Origin of the sequence: Streptomyces sp. NPDC051907, from assembly GCF_040681075.1 — a bacterium.
In the GTDB taxonomy this organism is placed as follows: domain Bacteria; phylum Actinomycetota; class Actinomycetes; order Streptomycetales; family Streptomycetaceae; genus Streptomyces.
On sequence record NZ_JBFAYB010000078.1, the window covers coordinates 15,154 to 27,684 of the forward strand.

Annotated in this window: 10 protein-coding genes; 4 read left to right on the forward strand and 6 right to left on the reverse strand. The window is 72.5% G+C overall.

Features of this window, described 5'->3' with window-relative positions; translation table 11 throughout:
• Positions 1-35: 35 nt before the first annotated feature.
• The 4 genes from AB0M39_RS30830 to AB0M39_RS30845 form a co-directional block, all read right to left on the reverse strand.
• Positions 36-884 (reverse strand): hypothetical protein, encoded by an 849-nt coding sequence (locus AB0M39_RS30830; protein WP_365369429.1) that lies wholly within the window; start codon positions 882-884, stop codon positions 36-38.
• A gap of 113 nt (positions 885-997) precedes the next feature.
• Complete coding sequence (locus tag AB0M39_RS30835; protein ID WP_365369490.1) at positions 998-2,596, reverse strand: transporter; 1,599 nt, start codon at positions 2,594-2,596, stop codon at positions 998-1,000.
• 83 nt (positions 2,597-2,679) lie between these two features.
• Positions 2,680-3,495: an ABC transporter ATP-binding protein gene (locus AB0M39_RS30840; protein WP_365369432.1), complete on the reverse strand. Its 816-nt coding sequence runs from the start codon at positions 3,493-3,495 to the stop codon at positions 2,680-2,682.
• A gap of 116 nt (positions 3,496-3,611) precedes the next feature.
• Positions 3,612-4,310, reverse strand: a complete 699-nt coding sequence (locus AB0M39_RS30845; protein WP_365369435.1) for a bifunctional DNA primase/polymerase — start codon at positions 4,308-4,310, stop codon at positions 3,612-3,614.
• 324 nt (positions 4,311-4,634) lie between these two features.
• Between AB0M39_RS30845 and AB0M39_RS30850 the strand changes: the two genes are divergently transcribed.
• Together AB0M39_RS30850 and AB0M39_RS30855 are read left to right on the forward strand one after the other, a co-directional pair.
• Positions 4,635-6,017 (forward strand): transcriptional regulator, encoded by a 1,383-nt coding sequence (locus AB0M39_RS30850; RefSeq protein WP_365369437.1) that lies wholly within the window; start codon positions 4,635-4,637, stop codon positions 6,015-6,017.
• 143 nt (positions 6,018-6,160) lie between these two features.
• Entirely contained in the window at positions 6,161-7,801 is a 1,641-nt protein-coding gene (locus AB0M39_RS30855) for a hypothetical protein (RefSeq protein ID WP_365369440.1), read from the forward strand.
• 457 nt (positions 7,802-8,258) lie between these two features.
• Here the strand turns inward: AB0M39_RS30855 and AB0M39_RS30860 are convergent, their stop codons facing one another.
• The gene (locus AB0M39_RS30860; RefSeq protein WP_365369443.1) at positions 8,259-9,584 is read right to left on the reverse strand and encodes an ABC transporter substrate-binding protein; all 1,326 of its coding nucleotides are present in this window, start codon (positions 9,582-9,584) and stop codon (positions 8,259-8,261) included.
• A gap of 173 nt (positions 9,585-9,757) precedes the next feature.
• On the opposite strand from AB0M39_RS30860, the gene AB0M39_RS30865 reads away from it, so the two are divergent.
• Positions 9,758-10,204: a hypothetical protein gene (locus AB0M39_RS30865; RefSeq protein WP_365369493.1), complete on the forward strand. Its 447-nt coding sequence runs from the start codon at positions 9,758-9,760 to the stop codon at positions 10,202-10,204.
• A 139-nt stretch (positions 10,205-10,343) separates the two neighbouring features.
• Positions 10,344-11,195: a formyltetrahydrofolate deformylase gene (gene purU, locus AB0M39_RS30870; RefSeq protein ID WP_365369446.1), complete on the forward strand. Its 852-nt coding sequence runs from the start codon at positions 10,344-10,346 to the stop codon at positions 11,193-11,195.
• Between the two features lie 57 nt (positions 11,196-11,252).
• On the opposite strand, the gene AB0M39_RS30875 is transcribed toward purU, so the two are convergent.
• Entirely contained in the window at positions 11,253-12,518 is a 1,266-nt protein-coding gene (locus tag AB0M39_RS30875; protein ID WP_365369449.1) for an extracellular solute-binding protein, read from the reverse strand.
• Positions 12,519-12,531: the final 13 nt, after the last annotated feature.

Here is a 12,531-nt window from a genome sequence, read left to right on the forward strand (position 1 = left end):
GCCGCCGCCCGGTGCCGGAAGCGTCGGCGCCGGCGTCAGCCGATGGGCTTGCGCATCTCCTCGCGCATCTTCGCCGCCTTCTCGGCGACCGACTCGAGGTCGACCTCGTCGGCGGACTGCTGCGTCGTCTCCGGGGTGACGAAGCCCACCGTGGCGCCGGTGTTCTCGTCGCCCCAGGCGCACATTGTCATGGTGACGCTGCCCCCGCCCGTCTGCTGGCTCTTCAGCGCCTGGCAGGTGATCGTCACGTCCGAGCCGGCCGGATGGAAGTCCTTGGGCGCCACCATGACCTCGGCCCCTTCGGACTCCCGGGCGCCCTTCAGCATCTTGGTCCGGACCCGGTCCGGGTTCCTGACGCGGCCGTGCATGCCCGAGACGATCAGCACTTCCGACTCGGACGTCGAGACGTACCGCGCGACCGCGGCGCGGGCGTCCTTGACGTCGGCCTCGCTGGTGCCCGCCAGCTCGTCCTGGTGCTCGGCCGACTGGTCTTCCGACAGCTTGTACGTGCCGTCCAGAAGCGTCTGGGGGATCGTGAGCTTGTACTCCGCGGCCGGATACGAGCTGCTATTCGCGCCGCCCACCACGGTGCTCGCGAGCCAGGCGAGGGCCGCTACGGCCGCGACCGACCCGAGCGTGATCGCCACCACCATCCCCGCCTGGTTCTTCTTCGGCGGCACAGGCGGCGGCGCGCCCCAGCCGTACCCGGGGCCCGCCGGCTGCGGATACGGCTGGCCCGGATACGGCTGCTGCTGCGGATAGGGCGCGTGGCCCTGCTGCGGATACTGCGGATACGGCGGATACGGCTGAGGCTGCTGCTGTGGATACGGCTGCTGCGGGAACTGCGGCTGCGCATAAGGGTTCTGTGGCGGCGGCGTCGACATGCGCCTCACGCTATGTCACCGATCCACCGCACCCCACCCGATATCCCGCACCCGATATCTCCCACCCATATCCCGCATATCCCGCACCCGCGTCCCCGCCGGACGCGCCCCCGCTACTTGCTGACCGCCGTCAGGATCTCCGGCAGCCGCTTCGCCACCTGCGGCGCGGCCACCCGCACGCCGGCCCAGCCGATCAGCGCGCCGTACGCCGTGCCCACCGGGAAGACCAGCCACAGCGCCGCATGCGCGTCCGTCTTGTGCAGCCAGATCGTCAGCGCGATCAGCGGAGCGCACAGCAGCGCCGCCGCGAGCATGCCGCCGAAGATCGACATCCAGGCGAGCCCGCCCTGGCCGGGCGCGACGTTCTTGTACGCGCTGTCCTGCGGGATCGAGTACGCGAAGCGGGCCGAGGACACCGCGCCCGTCGCCAGCATCGCGCCCAGCAGCGCGAACGACAGGCCCATCACCTCCGGCAGCGCCTCCCACTCGCCCATCAGCGCCGAGGTGAGCGTCACCACCAGAGCCGTGTACGGGAGGGTGATCACCAGCAGCGCCAGAGCGCGGGCGCGCAGCTCGACGTACGCGTCCTTGGTGGAGGAAATCGTCAGCGCGACCATCCAGAAGGCCGAGGTGTCCTGCCCGAACTGGTTGTACATCAGCATGCCGAGCATCCCCGCCGCGAAGCAGGGGAAGTAGACCGAGCCCGTCCCCTGAAGCGCGTTGAACAGCGGCACGATCAGTCCCAGCCCGAGCGACGTCACCCACGCCGCCTTCGTCTTCGGGTCCCGCAGCGCATAGCGCAGGCTGCGCTCCATCACCGTTCCCGTACGCCCCTCCGGCAGCAGCCCTTGGAAGCGCGAGCCGGACTTGGAGTCCTTCTTGGTGGGCTCCGAGGCGGCGGCGAGGGTCGAGCCGTCGGGGGTCGTCATCAGCTTGGTCAGACTGCGCTGCCACAGGTGCAGCAGGGCGGCCAGCGCCGCCGCCGACAGCGCCAACTGGGCCACGGCGACCGCGTAGTCGCCCTGGCTCGCCGAGTCCACCGCGCTGATAGCCGACGCGGGCGGGATCCAGCGGGCCGCCGACGCTACGGGGTCCAGAGTCGACAGGCCGCCGGCTTCGCTGAGTCGCTGGACGCCGAAGTTGACCACCTGGATGCCGATCGCGATCACGAGACCGCTCAGCACCGCCAGGTCGCGGCCCCTGCGCGAGTTCAGCAGCCGGATGTTGCCGGCCGCGACCGCCCGCGCGAGCGCCACGCACACCAGCAGCGTGAGGGGGGTCGCGATCACGGCGACCACCGCGGCGAACGCCCCGTGCGCGAGCGCGATCGCCGATCCCACGATCAGGCAGAGCGTGAACAGCGGGCCTATCCCGACCAGGGACGCCACGAGCAGCGCCCGCACCAGCGGCTGCGGACGCAGCGGCAGCATCACCAGCCGCGTCGGGTCGAGCGTCTCGTCGCCGCCCGGCAGGAACAGCGGCAGGAACGCCCAGCCGAGCGCCAGCAGCCCGGTCAGCAGCACGGTGACCGACGCCGCGTGCTCGTTGCCGCGCAGCATGACCAGACCGAGGAGCTGGAGCGCCGCGATGAGCAGCGTGAAGACCAGGGACGAGATGAAGGCGGCCTTGCGGGTGCCGGACTGGTGCAGTCCGTTCCGCAGCAGCGACAGCTTCAGCCGTACGAAGATCGGCGTCAGGGACGCCGTGTTCAGTGCGCCGCGGCCCGGCGCGCGGTGCGGCGAGGCCGGCTCGGCCGCGACCGGGTCGGCAGGGGACGGATTCGTCGACGCGGCGCTCACCGGCTGCCGCCGAGCCAGTCCAGGGAGTCGCCCGTCGCCCGGTCGTTCGCTCCGACCAGCTCCAGGAACGCGTTCTGCAGCGACGGCGCGTCGCCGCGCACCTCGGCCAGCGGGCCCTGGGCGCGGATACGGCCCGCGGCCATCACCGCCACCCAGTCGCAGAGCGACTCCACCAGCTCCATGACATGGCTGGAGAAGACGACGGTCGCGCCCGACGCCGTATAGCGCTCGAGCACGCCCCGGATCGTCTGCGCCGAGACCGGGTCCACGCCCTCGAACGGCTCGTCCAGGAAGAGCACTTCCGGGTTGTGCAGCAGCGCGGCCGCCAGCCCGATCTTCTTCCGCATGCCGGTGGAGTAGTCCACGACCAGCTTGTGCTGCGAGCCGGCCAGGTCCAGTACGTCCAGCAGCTGCGCGGCTCGCTTGTCCACCTCGTCGCCGGGCAGACCGCGCAGCCGGCCGTTGTAGGCGAGGAGCTCACGGCCGGAGAGGCGCTCGAACAGGCGCAGGCCCTCAGGCAGCACGCCGATACGGGACTTCACCTCGACCGGGTCGGTCCAGACGTCGTGCCCGGCCACCTCCACCCGGCCCTGGTCCGGGCGGAGCAGTCCCGTCACCATGGACAGCGTGGTCGTCTTGCCCGCGCCGTTCGGGCCGACCAGGCCGATGAACTTGCCTGCGGGGAGAGTCAGATCGATCCCCGAGACGGCGACCTGCTCGCCGAACCGCTTCCACAGTCCCTCGACGCGAACGGCGGGCGGCGCCGTTCGCGCCCCGCCCGCCTCGGTGGCTCCAACTGCCTGGTCTGGCATGGCGCCCTGCCTTTCGATGTCCCCGTATCCCCTACTTACGGGTACACCTTATTTAAGACCTACCGGGCCGCACCCGGGCCGGGCGCCGGATCAAGCGCCGGACCCGAGACTCCGCGTCAGCCGCGGCGGATCCGCTGCTCCGCCGCCTCCCGGCCGCAGGCGTACGACAGCGGGCTGATCAGCTCCTCCGCGTCGGGCAGCCAGCGGTTGGCCGGGGTGGGCCGGCGTGCCCACTGCACTGCCCCATGGCCGCCGACGCGGGTCGGCGGAGCCGCCACATAGTGGCCCTCGCCCCGGGCGACCAGATCGAGCGCGCTCGGCGTCCAGCCCAGGCCGCGCACCAGCTCGGGCACCTTGACCGCGGCGCCGGGCAGCACGAAGAACAGCATCCGGCGGTCGGGGGTGCAGGTCACCGGGCCGAGCGGGAGGTCCATCCGCTCCAGCCGCGCCAGCGCGAGGAAGCCGGCCGACTCGGAGACGTCCAGAGCGTCGAAGGTACGGCCCGTCGGCAGCAGGATCGAGGACTTCGGCTGCTTGGACCACATCCGGCGGGCCGCCGTCGCGCTGCCGGTGGCCTGGCTCGCCCAGTCCGGCCGCGCCGGGTGCGCGCCGGGCGAGGGGCAGGAGCCCTCGCCGCACGAGCAGCGCTCCCGGCCGTCCACCGCCTCCAGCCAGGTGCCGGGGAACACGTCCCAGTGCCGCTCCTCCGCGTACCGCACGGCGTTGTCGAGCAGCTGCTCGCCTCGCTGCTGTGGGATCTGTGCGGCTTCCGTGACTCCGATGGTGTCTTCCACGCAACACTCAACTCCCGCCATCACCTTGGGTTACGGGCGTCACGCCGCAGGGCCGAGGCGCATCGATCCTGCACGCGGGGCGCATGGGTGCACAGGCGGGGGCGCGCATGCTGCTGCGTCGCGGCGGGAGGGTAGCCAGAGGCAGGGGCGCCGCGAGCAGGCGTCCGGGGGGCGTCGTGAGCAGGGCGTCCGCAGGCATGAGCTAGAGGACAGCGCGGAAACCGGCGGCGCCGAAGAGGGCCGCTCGAACGGGACGTCGCGAACGAAACCGACCAACTCTGCATTCTCCGCATAACAGCCGGGCAATGATCACGTAATGGATCACCGCGGCCACAGGGGGTTTTCATGGCAGCCAGGCCTCTCGTCGCCCGTCAGCCGAACGAACGGTTGCAGGCGCTCATTCAGGAAGCCGGGTGCTCCAACGCCGGCCTCGCACGTCGGGTCAACATGGTCGGCGCGGAGCGCGGGCTGGACCTGCGCTACGACAAGACATCGGTGGCACGCTGGCTGCGCGGGCAGCAGCCGCGCGGCCGCGCGCCGGGAATCATCGCCGAGGCGCTGGGGCGCAAGCTCGGCCGCACGGTCACCATCGACGAGATCGGCATGGCGAACGGCAAGAACCTCGCCTCCGGCGTCGGCCTCCAGTTCTCGCCCACCGTGCTCGGCGCGATCGAGCAGGTCTGCGAGCTGTGGCGCAGCGACGTCGGCCGCCGCGACTTCCTCTCCGGCTCGGCGGTCGCGGCCTCCGCGCTCGTCGAGCCCAGCCGCGACTGGCTGATCACCGGCGCCGACACCCATGTGGCGCGCACGGCCGGGGCGCGGGTCGGGACGTCCGACGTCGAGGCCGTCCAGGCGATGACGGCGGCGCTCACCGATCTGGACCACCGCTTCGGCAGCGGCCATGTGCGACCGGTCGTCGTGCACTATCTGAACAGCGTGGTCTCCGGGCTGCTCTCGGGGTCGTACCGCGAGTCGGTCGGCCGCGAACTGTTCGCCGCGGTCGCCCGGTTGACCGAGCTCGCCGGATACATGGCCGTCGACACCGGCCAGCCGGGGCTCGCCCAGCGCTACTACATCCAGGCGCTGCGGCTCGCCCAGGCGGGCGGGGACCGGGCGTACGGCGGCTATGTGCTGGCCGCCTCCATGAGCCACCTGGCCGCGCAGCTGGGCAATCCGCGCGAGATCTCCCAGCTCGCGCGGGCCGCGCAGGAGGGCGCGCGGGGGCAGGTCACCCCACGGGTCCAGGCGATGTTCTACGCGGCCGAGGCGCGCGGCCACGCCGTGCTCGGCGACGCCCGCACCTGCCACGAGATGGCCGGCAAGGCGCTCGCCTCGCTGGAGCGGGCCGAGCCGTCGGCGGGCGACGACCCGGACTGGATCTCCCACTTCGACCAGGCGTACCTCGCGGACGAGCTGGCGCACTGCTACCGCGACCTGGGGCAGGCCGAGGCGGCGGGGCGGCACGCGAAGGACGCGCTGGCGGGCCTGCCCGAGTCGCGGGCCCGGCGCCGGGCGATCGGTCTGGTGCTGCTGGCGACGGCCCAGGTCCAGCAGCGCGAGGTGGAGCAGGCCTGCGACACGGGCTCGCGCGCGGTGGAGCTGCTGGGGCGGCTGCGGTCGAGCAGGGGCGCGGAGTATCTGGACGACTTCCAGCAGCGGCTCGAGCCGTACGCCGACGAGCCGGCGGTCCGCGAGTTCGGCGCACGCCTGGAGATGCAGGCCGCGTGAGGCCGTCGGGAGGCTCGGGAGAGGGGTGTTAACAGCGTCTTCGGCGGGCTTCTTGTTACTGCCGCCACAGTGTGTGCGGAGCGGCAGAGCGACCCGGTAGCGTGGGCCGACGGTTCCCCGTAGGTCCATGTGTAGGAGTCCCGGTGACGCAAAGCGGACAGGGTGACGGACAGCAGCAGCCTGCTGTGCAGCCCGCGCACGAAGGCGTCGTGCTGCCCGCCGACGGCAGTGAGCCCTGGATACCCGGAGTCAGCGGGGAACAGGTGGCGCCGGCCGGCGGACAGCCGTGGGGGCAGCCCTGGGGACCGCAGCAGCCTGGTCCGCAGGGCGCTGCGGGGGCGCCGCAGCAGGGCGCTCACGCCGGCCCGCCGCAGCAGCCGCCCGCGGGTTCGCCGCAGGGGCAGTACGGACAGCAGACCGCTGGCCAGCCGGAGGGGCAGGGGCAGTACGGACAGCAGACCGCTGGCCAGCCGGAGGGGCAGGCGCAGTACGGCCAGCAGCCCGCCGGTCAGCCGCAGGGGCAGGGGCAGTACGGCCAGCAGTCGGCCGGTCAGCCGGAGGCTCAGGCGCAGTACGGCCAGCAGCCGGCGCAGCCCGGCGCCTACCAGGGCGGGTACGGAGCGCAGCCGCTGCCGCAGGCCGCTCCCGCGCACGCGCTGCCCCCTCAGTCGCCGCTCCCGCAGGCCCTGCCTCCGCAGGCGCCCGCGCCCGCCGACACCGACGCGACGCAGTACATCCCGCCGGTCCGCGACACGCCTCCCGGCGCGCTGCCGCCCGAGCGGCCGGCGGAGTCCACGACGTTCCTGGGGACTCTGCCGGCGCAGGCCGCCGCTCCGGCCGCCTCCGACGCGGACGCCACGCAGTACATCGCGCCCGTCCCGCCCGCTCCCGCCGCCGCGCCCTTCGGGATACGGCCGGGGGCGCCGGGCGACCGGCAGCCGCCCGCGGAGTTCGACAGCCTCTTCCGTACGGAGGGCCCGGCGGTCCAGCCCGCGGACGCCACCACCCAGCTGCCCCCGTACCAGCCCGACCAGCACCAGCCTCCTCAGCATCAGAGCCCGCAGTACCAGCCTCCGGCGCAGCAGTACCAGCCTCCGCTGTACCAGCAGCCGGAGCCCGAGCCGGAGCCCGAGACCCGTCGGCGCCGGTCCTCGCCCGTGCCGCTGATCGCCGCGGTCGTCGTCGGCTGCGCCGTCCTCGGACTCGGCGTCAGCGCCGTGGTGTTCGGCGGCGGGGACGACGAGAAGAAGACCCCGGACGCGGGCACGAACGTCGCCGCCAGCTCCCCGGCGCCCAGCGAGCCCGCCAAGGAGAGCGCCCCGGCGGACCCCGCCAAGCCGCAGGCCGTGGCGCTCGACAGGCTCCTCGCCGACAGCGGCAACAGTCGCGAGGCGGTCATCCGCTCGGTCGAGAACATCAAGAAGTGCGACAACCTCGACCAGGCCGCCACGGATCTGCGCGGCGCGGCCACGCAGCGCCGGGGCCTGGTGACCCAGCTCCAGGGCCTGACCGTCGACAAGCTGCCGGACAACGCCAGGCTGACCGCCGCCCTCACCAAGGCGTGGCAGGCCTCGGCCTCGGCCGACGACCACTACGCGGCCTGGGCCGAGCAGACCAAGGGCAAGAAGGGCTGCAGGGGCGGCAAGGCGCGGGTCACCCCGCAGACCGCCCAGGCGAACCGTGCCAGCGGCGAGGCGACCAAGGCGAAGACCGAGGCCTCCGGGCTGTGGAACGCGATCGCGACGAAGTACGGTCTCACCCCCCGCCAGCCCGTCGCGCTCTAGCAAGCGCGAGCGCCAGCGCCTCGCGGGCGTGGGCGAGCGTGAAGCCGCCCGGCCGTCGCGTGAGGGGGCCGCAGCCCGGCCCTCGGCGGGCGTGACGCCGTTTTGGACTTCGGGGGGCGCGACGCCGCCCGTCCTCGGGAGCGTGAAGCCGTCCGGCTGTCGGCGAGTATGGCCCCGCTTGGACCTCGGCGAGCGTTACGCCGTCCGGCCGTCGGCAAGCGTGACGTCGCCCGTCCTCGGGAGCGTGGAGCCGCCCGGCCCTCAGCGAGCGTGAAGCGCTCGGCCCTCAGCGGGCGTGAAGCCGCACGGCCGCCGCCGAGCGTGACGCCGCTCGGACTTCGGCGGGCGCGATGCCGCTCGGGCCCTCGGGGAGCGCGACGCCCTCGGCCCTCGGCGGGCCCCCCGCATCAGGGCGCCGCCATAGCGAGCCGCCACGCAAGGCTCGCCATAGGCGGGCTCAGGTCACCGCCGCCGCGTCTGCCAGTGTCTTGCTGACGTCCACGAAGTCCTGGGTCTGGGCCACCAGACGTCCCCCGCGCACCACTTGGAAGATCACGCCCCGGTTGACGATCCGCGGGTAGCCGGGTGCGCCGAGCATGTCCTCGTACTCCCAGCGCAGCGCCGGCGTCAGGCCGCCGGTCGATACCTCGACCCCGTTGTCGAGGGAGCGCGCGATCTTGTTCGGGGTGATCCGGTCCTCGTCGATCGCGTGGACGATCCGGCTCAGGACCGTGTACGCGATCCAGGTGGTCTGCACGCCCGCGTCCGCCGGGTCGATGGTGTCGTCGCTGAAGGCGTGCTCGCGGATCACCTTCAGCATCGGCTCCCAGCGGGGGTCGCCCGCCGCCGGGTACCAGCCGGTGATGTACGCGCCCTCGAACGGGCCGTTGCGCCCGCCGGTGTTGTCGATCAGCGACTGGCTGACGCTGCCCATGACCGAGGAGATCCTGATCTGCCGGCCGTCCTCGGGCAGTCGGCGGAAGGAGTCGAGGAAGGTCTCCGTACGGTCGCCGAGCGCGGTGGTGACGCAGCCGGGCCGGTCGCCGTCCGACAGCTCGGCGAAGGTCGGCTTCGCCGCCCGCTTGCGGGACTCGACGGCCTGCGAGGTGTAGTCGGTCGCGTCCTCCTCCGCCAGGATGTCCGCGGACTCGCGCCGACTGCCCTCGGTCAGGCCCGCGTTGAGGAGCTCGGGCATCTCGTCGCCCGCGAGGCTGTTGGGCCGCACCAGGGCGACCTTGTCGCAGGAGTCCGCGAGCTGTCTGCCGTTGCCGGCCAGCAGGGCGGCCTGGCCGCCGTTGACGGGGTAGGAGAGGTAGCTGGTGAACTCCTCCTCGGAGATGCCGAATCCGCCGATGAAGGGGATGCCGGCGGCCTCCAGCGGGGCCATGAAGGCGTCGCCGTGCTGGCTGTAGGAGCCGACGACCGCGGCCACGCCCTCCTCGACCGCCCGGCGGGCGCAGTTCGCCGCGCCGGTGGTGGTGTTCTCCTCGTCGCAGGTGATCACGCGCAGCTCGTGGCCGTCGATGCCGCCGTTCTCCTTGGCCCAGCGTGCGTACGCCTTCGCCATGGACGGCATTCCGGGCATGTTCGTCGCCCGGGTGTCCACGGGTGCGAACGTCATCACCTTGACGGGCTCCCTGGAGCCCCCCGAGCCGCCAGGGAGCGCGCCACAGCCGGTGATCAGACACGCTCCAGCCGCCGCTGCCGTGACTCTGCGCACGGCACGTCGGACTCGTGCGGTCCTTGATGGGCGGGGGGAGGAGGAGCGTCGCCGACCGGTCATGTCCCCTCACACTTCCGGTACGGGGGTAACGGAATGGTGTGCGTCGTTCAACGAAGGGTGACGGGAAGGTGAATTGCAGGGGGCGATCGGGGCGCCCGCAAGGGGAACGTACGATCGACGGCGTGCAGCAAGGTTCGGTCAACCCTTCCCGTCGAGGCCGTCGCTCCTCCACCATGGGCGGCATGCCGCTCAATGACATGCCCTGGTGGCGCTGGCGCGCGAACGTGCGATCGGCGCTCCACATGCTTTCCGACCCGGTCTTCCACCAGGAGTGCTGGCTGGCCGGGCACGAGGGATACGGCGACGTCACCGACGCCGTCTACCGCCTGGTCGAGGACACCTGGCTCGACAACTGGTCCGCGGAGAAATACGTCGGGACGATCTTCCGCGACTCGGGCGAGGCCGCCCTGGTCGACGTCGCCGTGCTGCGCGTGCTGCGGATCATGCACCAGGTGGGCGCGGACGCCCCGGTCTCCGCGTATCTGGAGCACCACGGCTGGCCCGAGGCCGTACGGGCCGCCCGTGAGGCGCATGTGCGGATGGCGGCGAGCGACGGCGAGGACCCGGACGCTCCGCCGCGCTCGCTCGACGTGCTGCGCATCATGACGCGGTCAGCCTGAGATCGAGCCTGAGATCGAGCGCGAGCCCGACCCCGTGCCCGAGCCCGCGTCCGTCTCCGTCCCTGCGCACGAGTCCCGCCGGGCGTCCGGCTGACGGACGGGCTGCTGCTCGCCGCAGCGGATATGGCACCCTACGAGGATGACTGACCAGTACGTCCTGACGCTCTCCTGCCCGGACAAACAGGGCATTGTGCACGCCGTGTCGAGCTACCTCTTCATCACCGGCTGCAACATCGAGGACAGCCAGCAGTTCGGAGACCGGGACACGGGTCTGTTCTTCATGCGGGTCCACTTCTCGGCCGAGGCGCCCGTGACCGTGGAGAAGCTGCGGGCCAGCTTCGCCGCCGTCGGCGACTCCTTCCAGATGGACTGGCAGATCCACCTCGCCGACGAGCGCATGCGGATCGTCCTGATGGTCAGCAAGTTCGGCCACTGCCTCAACGACCTGCTCTTCCGCTCCAGGACCGGCGCGCTGCCGGTGGAGATCGCGGCGGTCGTCTCGAACCACACGGACTTCGCCGAGCTCGTCGGCTCGTACGGCGTCCCCTTCCACCACATCCCGGTCACCAAGGACACCAAGGCCGAGGCCGAGGCGCGGCTGCTGGAGCTGGTGCGCGAGGAGAACGTCGAGCTGGTGGTCCTCGCCCGCTATATGCAGGTCCTCTCCGACGATCTCTGCAAGCAGCTCAACGGCCGGATCATCAACATCCACCACTCCTTCCTGCCGTCCTTCAAGGGCGCCAAGCCCTACCACCAGGCGCACGACCGCGGTGTGAAGCTGATCGGCGCGACGGCCCACTATGTGACCGCCGACCTCGACGAGGGTCCGATCATCGAGCAGGAGGTCGAGCGCGTCGGCCACGAGGTCACGCCCGAGCAGCTGGTGGCGATCGGCCGGGACGTGGAGTGCCAGGCGCTGGCGCGCGCGGTGAAGTGGCACGCCGAGCACCGCATCCTGCTCAACGGCCGCCGCACCGTCGTCTTCGGCTGACCGGCCTCCGTCCGCCCCGGGGGCCCGGGCACGGGCCCCGACGGGCGCGAGGAGCGGCTAGGGCGGGTTGTCGCACAGGTCGTCCAGTACGAACGCCCCGTCCGCGAGCTGGAGCATCCGCTCCGCCTCCAGCTGCTCCAGCAGCCGGGTCAGCAGCTCTCCGTCCTGCGGCGCGCCCAGGAACTCCAGCACGGCCCGGTGGAAGGCGTCCCGCAGCGTCGGCGGCATCGCGTCCGAGGCGTCCAGGCAGACCTCGCCGGCCGCGTCGAAGAGGTCCTGGACGGCCTGGGTGCTGCGGGACCGCGGGGAGTCGCCGACCGTCCCGCCCGGGAAGTACGGACGCTCGCCGGGCTGCGCCTCCCCCGCCCAGTTCTCGCGGGCGGGCCGCGAGGTGAGCCGGGAGAGCAGGTCCCAAGCCGCTGGGCTCGGCTTGAACACCGCGGCCATGTCCCCGGACACCTCGTAGACGCCCGCGGCGGCGGACTTCTCCGCGTTGCGGAAGCGGGCGGTGGGGGTGGGCAGGACGTCGTCGCCGTAGTGGCGGCGGATGAACGAGCCCTGGTGCTCATGGGTGCAGTCGCCGCGGTTCAGCAGCCCGTACCCGCCGTCGAACTGCTCGAAGCCGCTGGCGAGCGCCTCCTCGCCCAGGCTGCCGCCCTTCCCGCCGTTCGCGGCGAGCAGTGCGGCCCACTCCTCCCAGGCCGGCCGGGTGGCCTTCCACGGGGTCTTGCCCGTCGCCCAGTCCTCGTACGGTCCCGAGCCCTGCCGCTGCAGGAGGAGATCCTCCACCCAGTCGGTGCCGGGCCAGCCCGAGGTGGCGCCGGAGCCCATGCCCAGGCACCAGTCGGGCTTCTTGCCGGCCGTCGCCTCGCGGCTCCACACCAGCGACTTGAGGTCCACGCGGACCGGGGCCCAGTAGGCGCGGCTGCGGGCCTCGCCGTTCTCGTTCTCGAGCGTGACGGCGGGCGCCCAGGGCGGGACGGCGGCGCCCGCCACATGGTCGGGCAGATGGAACAGGTCCCCGGCGCGGGCGTACTCGGCCAGCTCGCCGGGGCTGTTCAAGATCGCCACGTCCGGCGGGGCGCCGGCCTGGAGCTGGGCGAGCAGGGTCTCGCGCAGGGAGCTGGTGCCCTTGTAGACGTAGGACCGGCCGGTCCGGCGCTCGATGGTCTTGAGCGCCGCGACGAACGGCTTCTCCTCGCCGTCCGCCCAGGGGCCCAGGACCACCAGGGTGCGGTCCTCGCTCGGCGCCGAGCAGCCGCCGGACACCGTGGCGGCCACGGCGAGCAGACTCGCGGCCAGCACGACTCTCGTACGTCTCACGGCCGCCCGTCGC

Bases quoted from the DNA above. Each gene is read 5' to 3' on its own strand.
- AB0M39_RS30830 (WP_365369429.1), bottom strand. From the start codon at position 884: ATGTCGACGCCGCCGCCACAGAACCCTTATGCGCAGCCGCAGTTCCCG.
- AB0M39_RS30860 (WP_365369443.1), bottom strand. From the start codon at position 9,584: ATGACCGGTCGGCGACGCTCCTCCTCCCCCCGCCCATCAAGGACCGCA.
- AB0M39_RS30850 (WP_365369437.1), top strand. From the start codon at position 4,635: ATGGCAGCCAGGCCTCTCGTCGCCCGTCAGCCGAACGAACGGTTGCAG.
- AB0M39_RS30840 (WP_365369432.1), bottom strand. From the start codon at position 3,495: ATGCCAGACCAGGCAGTTGGAGCCACCGAGGCGGGCGGGGCGCGAACG.
- AB0M39_RS30845 (WP_365369435.1), bottom strand. From the start codon at position 4,310: ATGGCGGGAGTTGAGTGTTGCGTGGAAGACACCATCGGAGTCACGGAA.
- AB0M39_RS30865 (WP_365369493.1), top strand. From the start codon at position 9,758: ATGGGCGGCATGCCGCTCAATGACATGCCCTGGTGGCGCTGGCGCGCG.
- purU (WP_365369446.1), top strand. From the start codon at position 10,344: ATGACTGACCAGTACGTCCTGACGCTCTCCTGCCCGGACAAACAGGGC.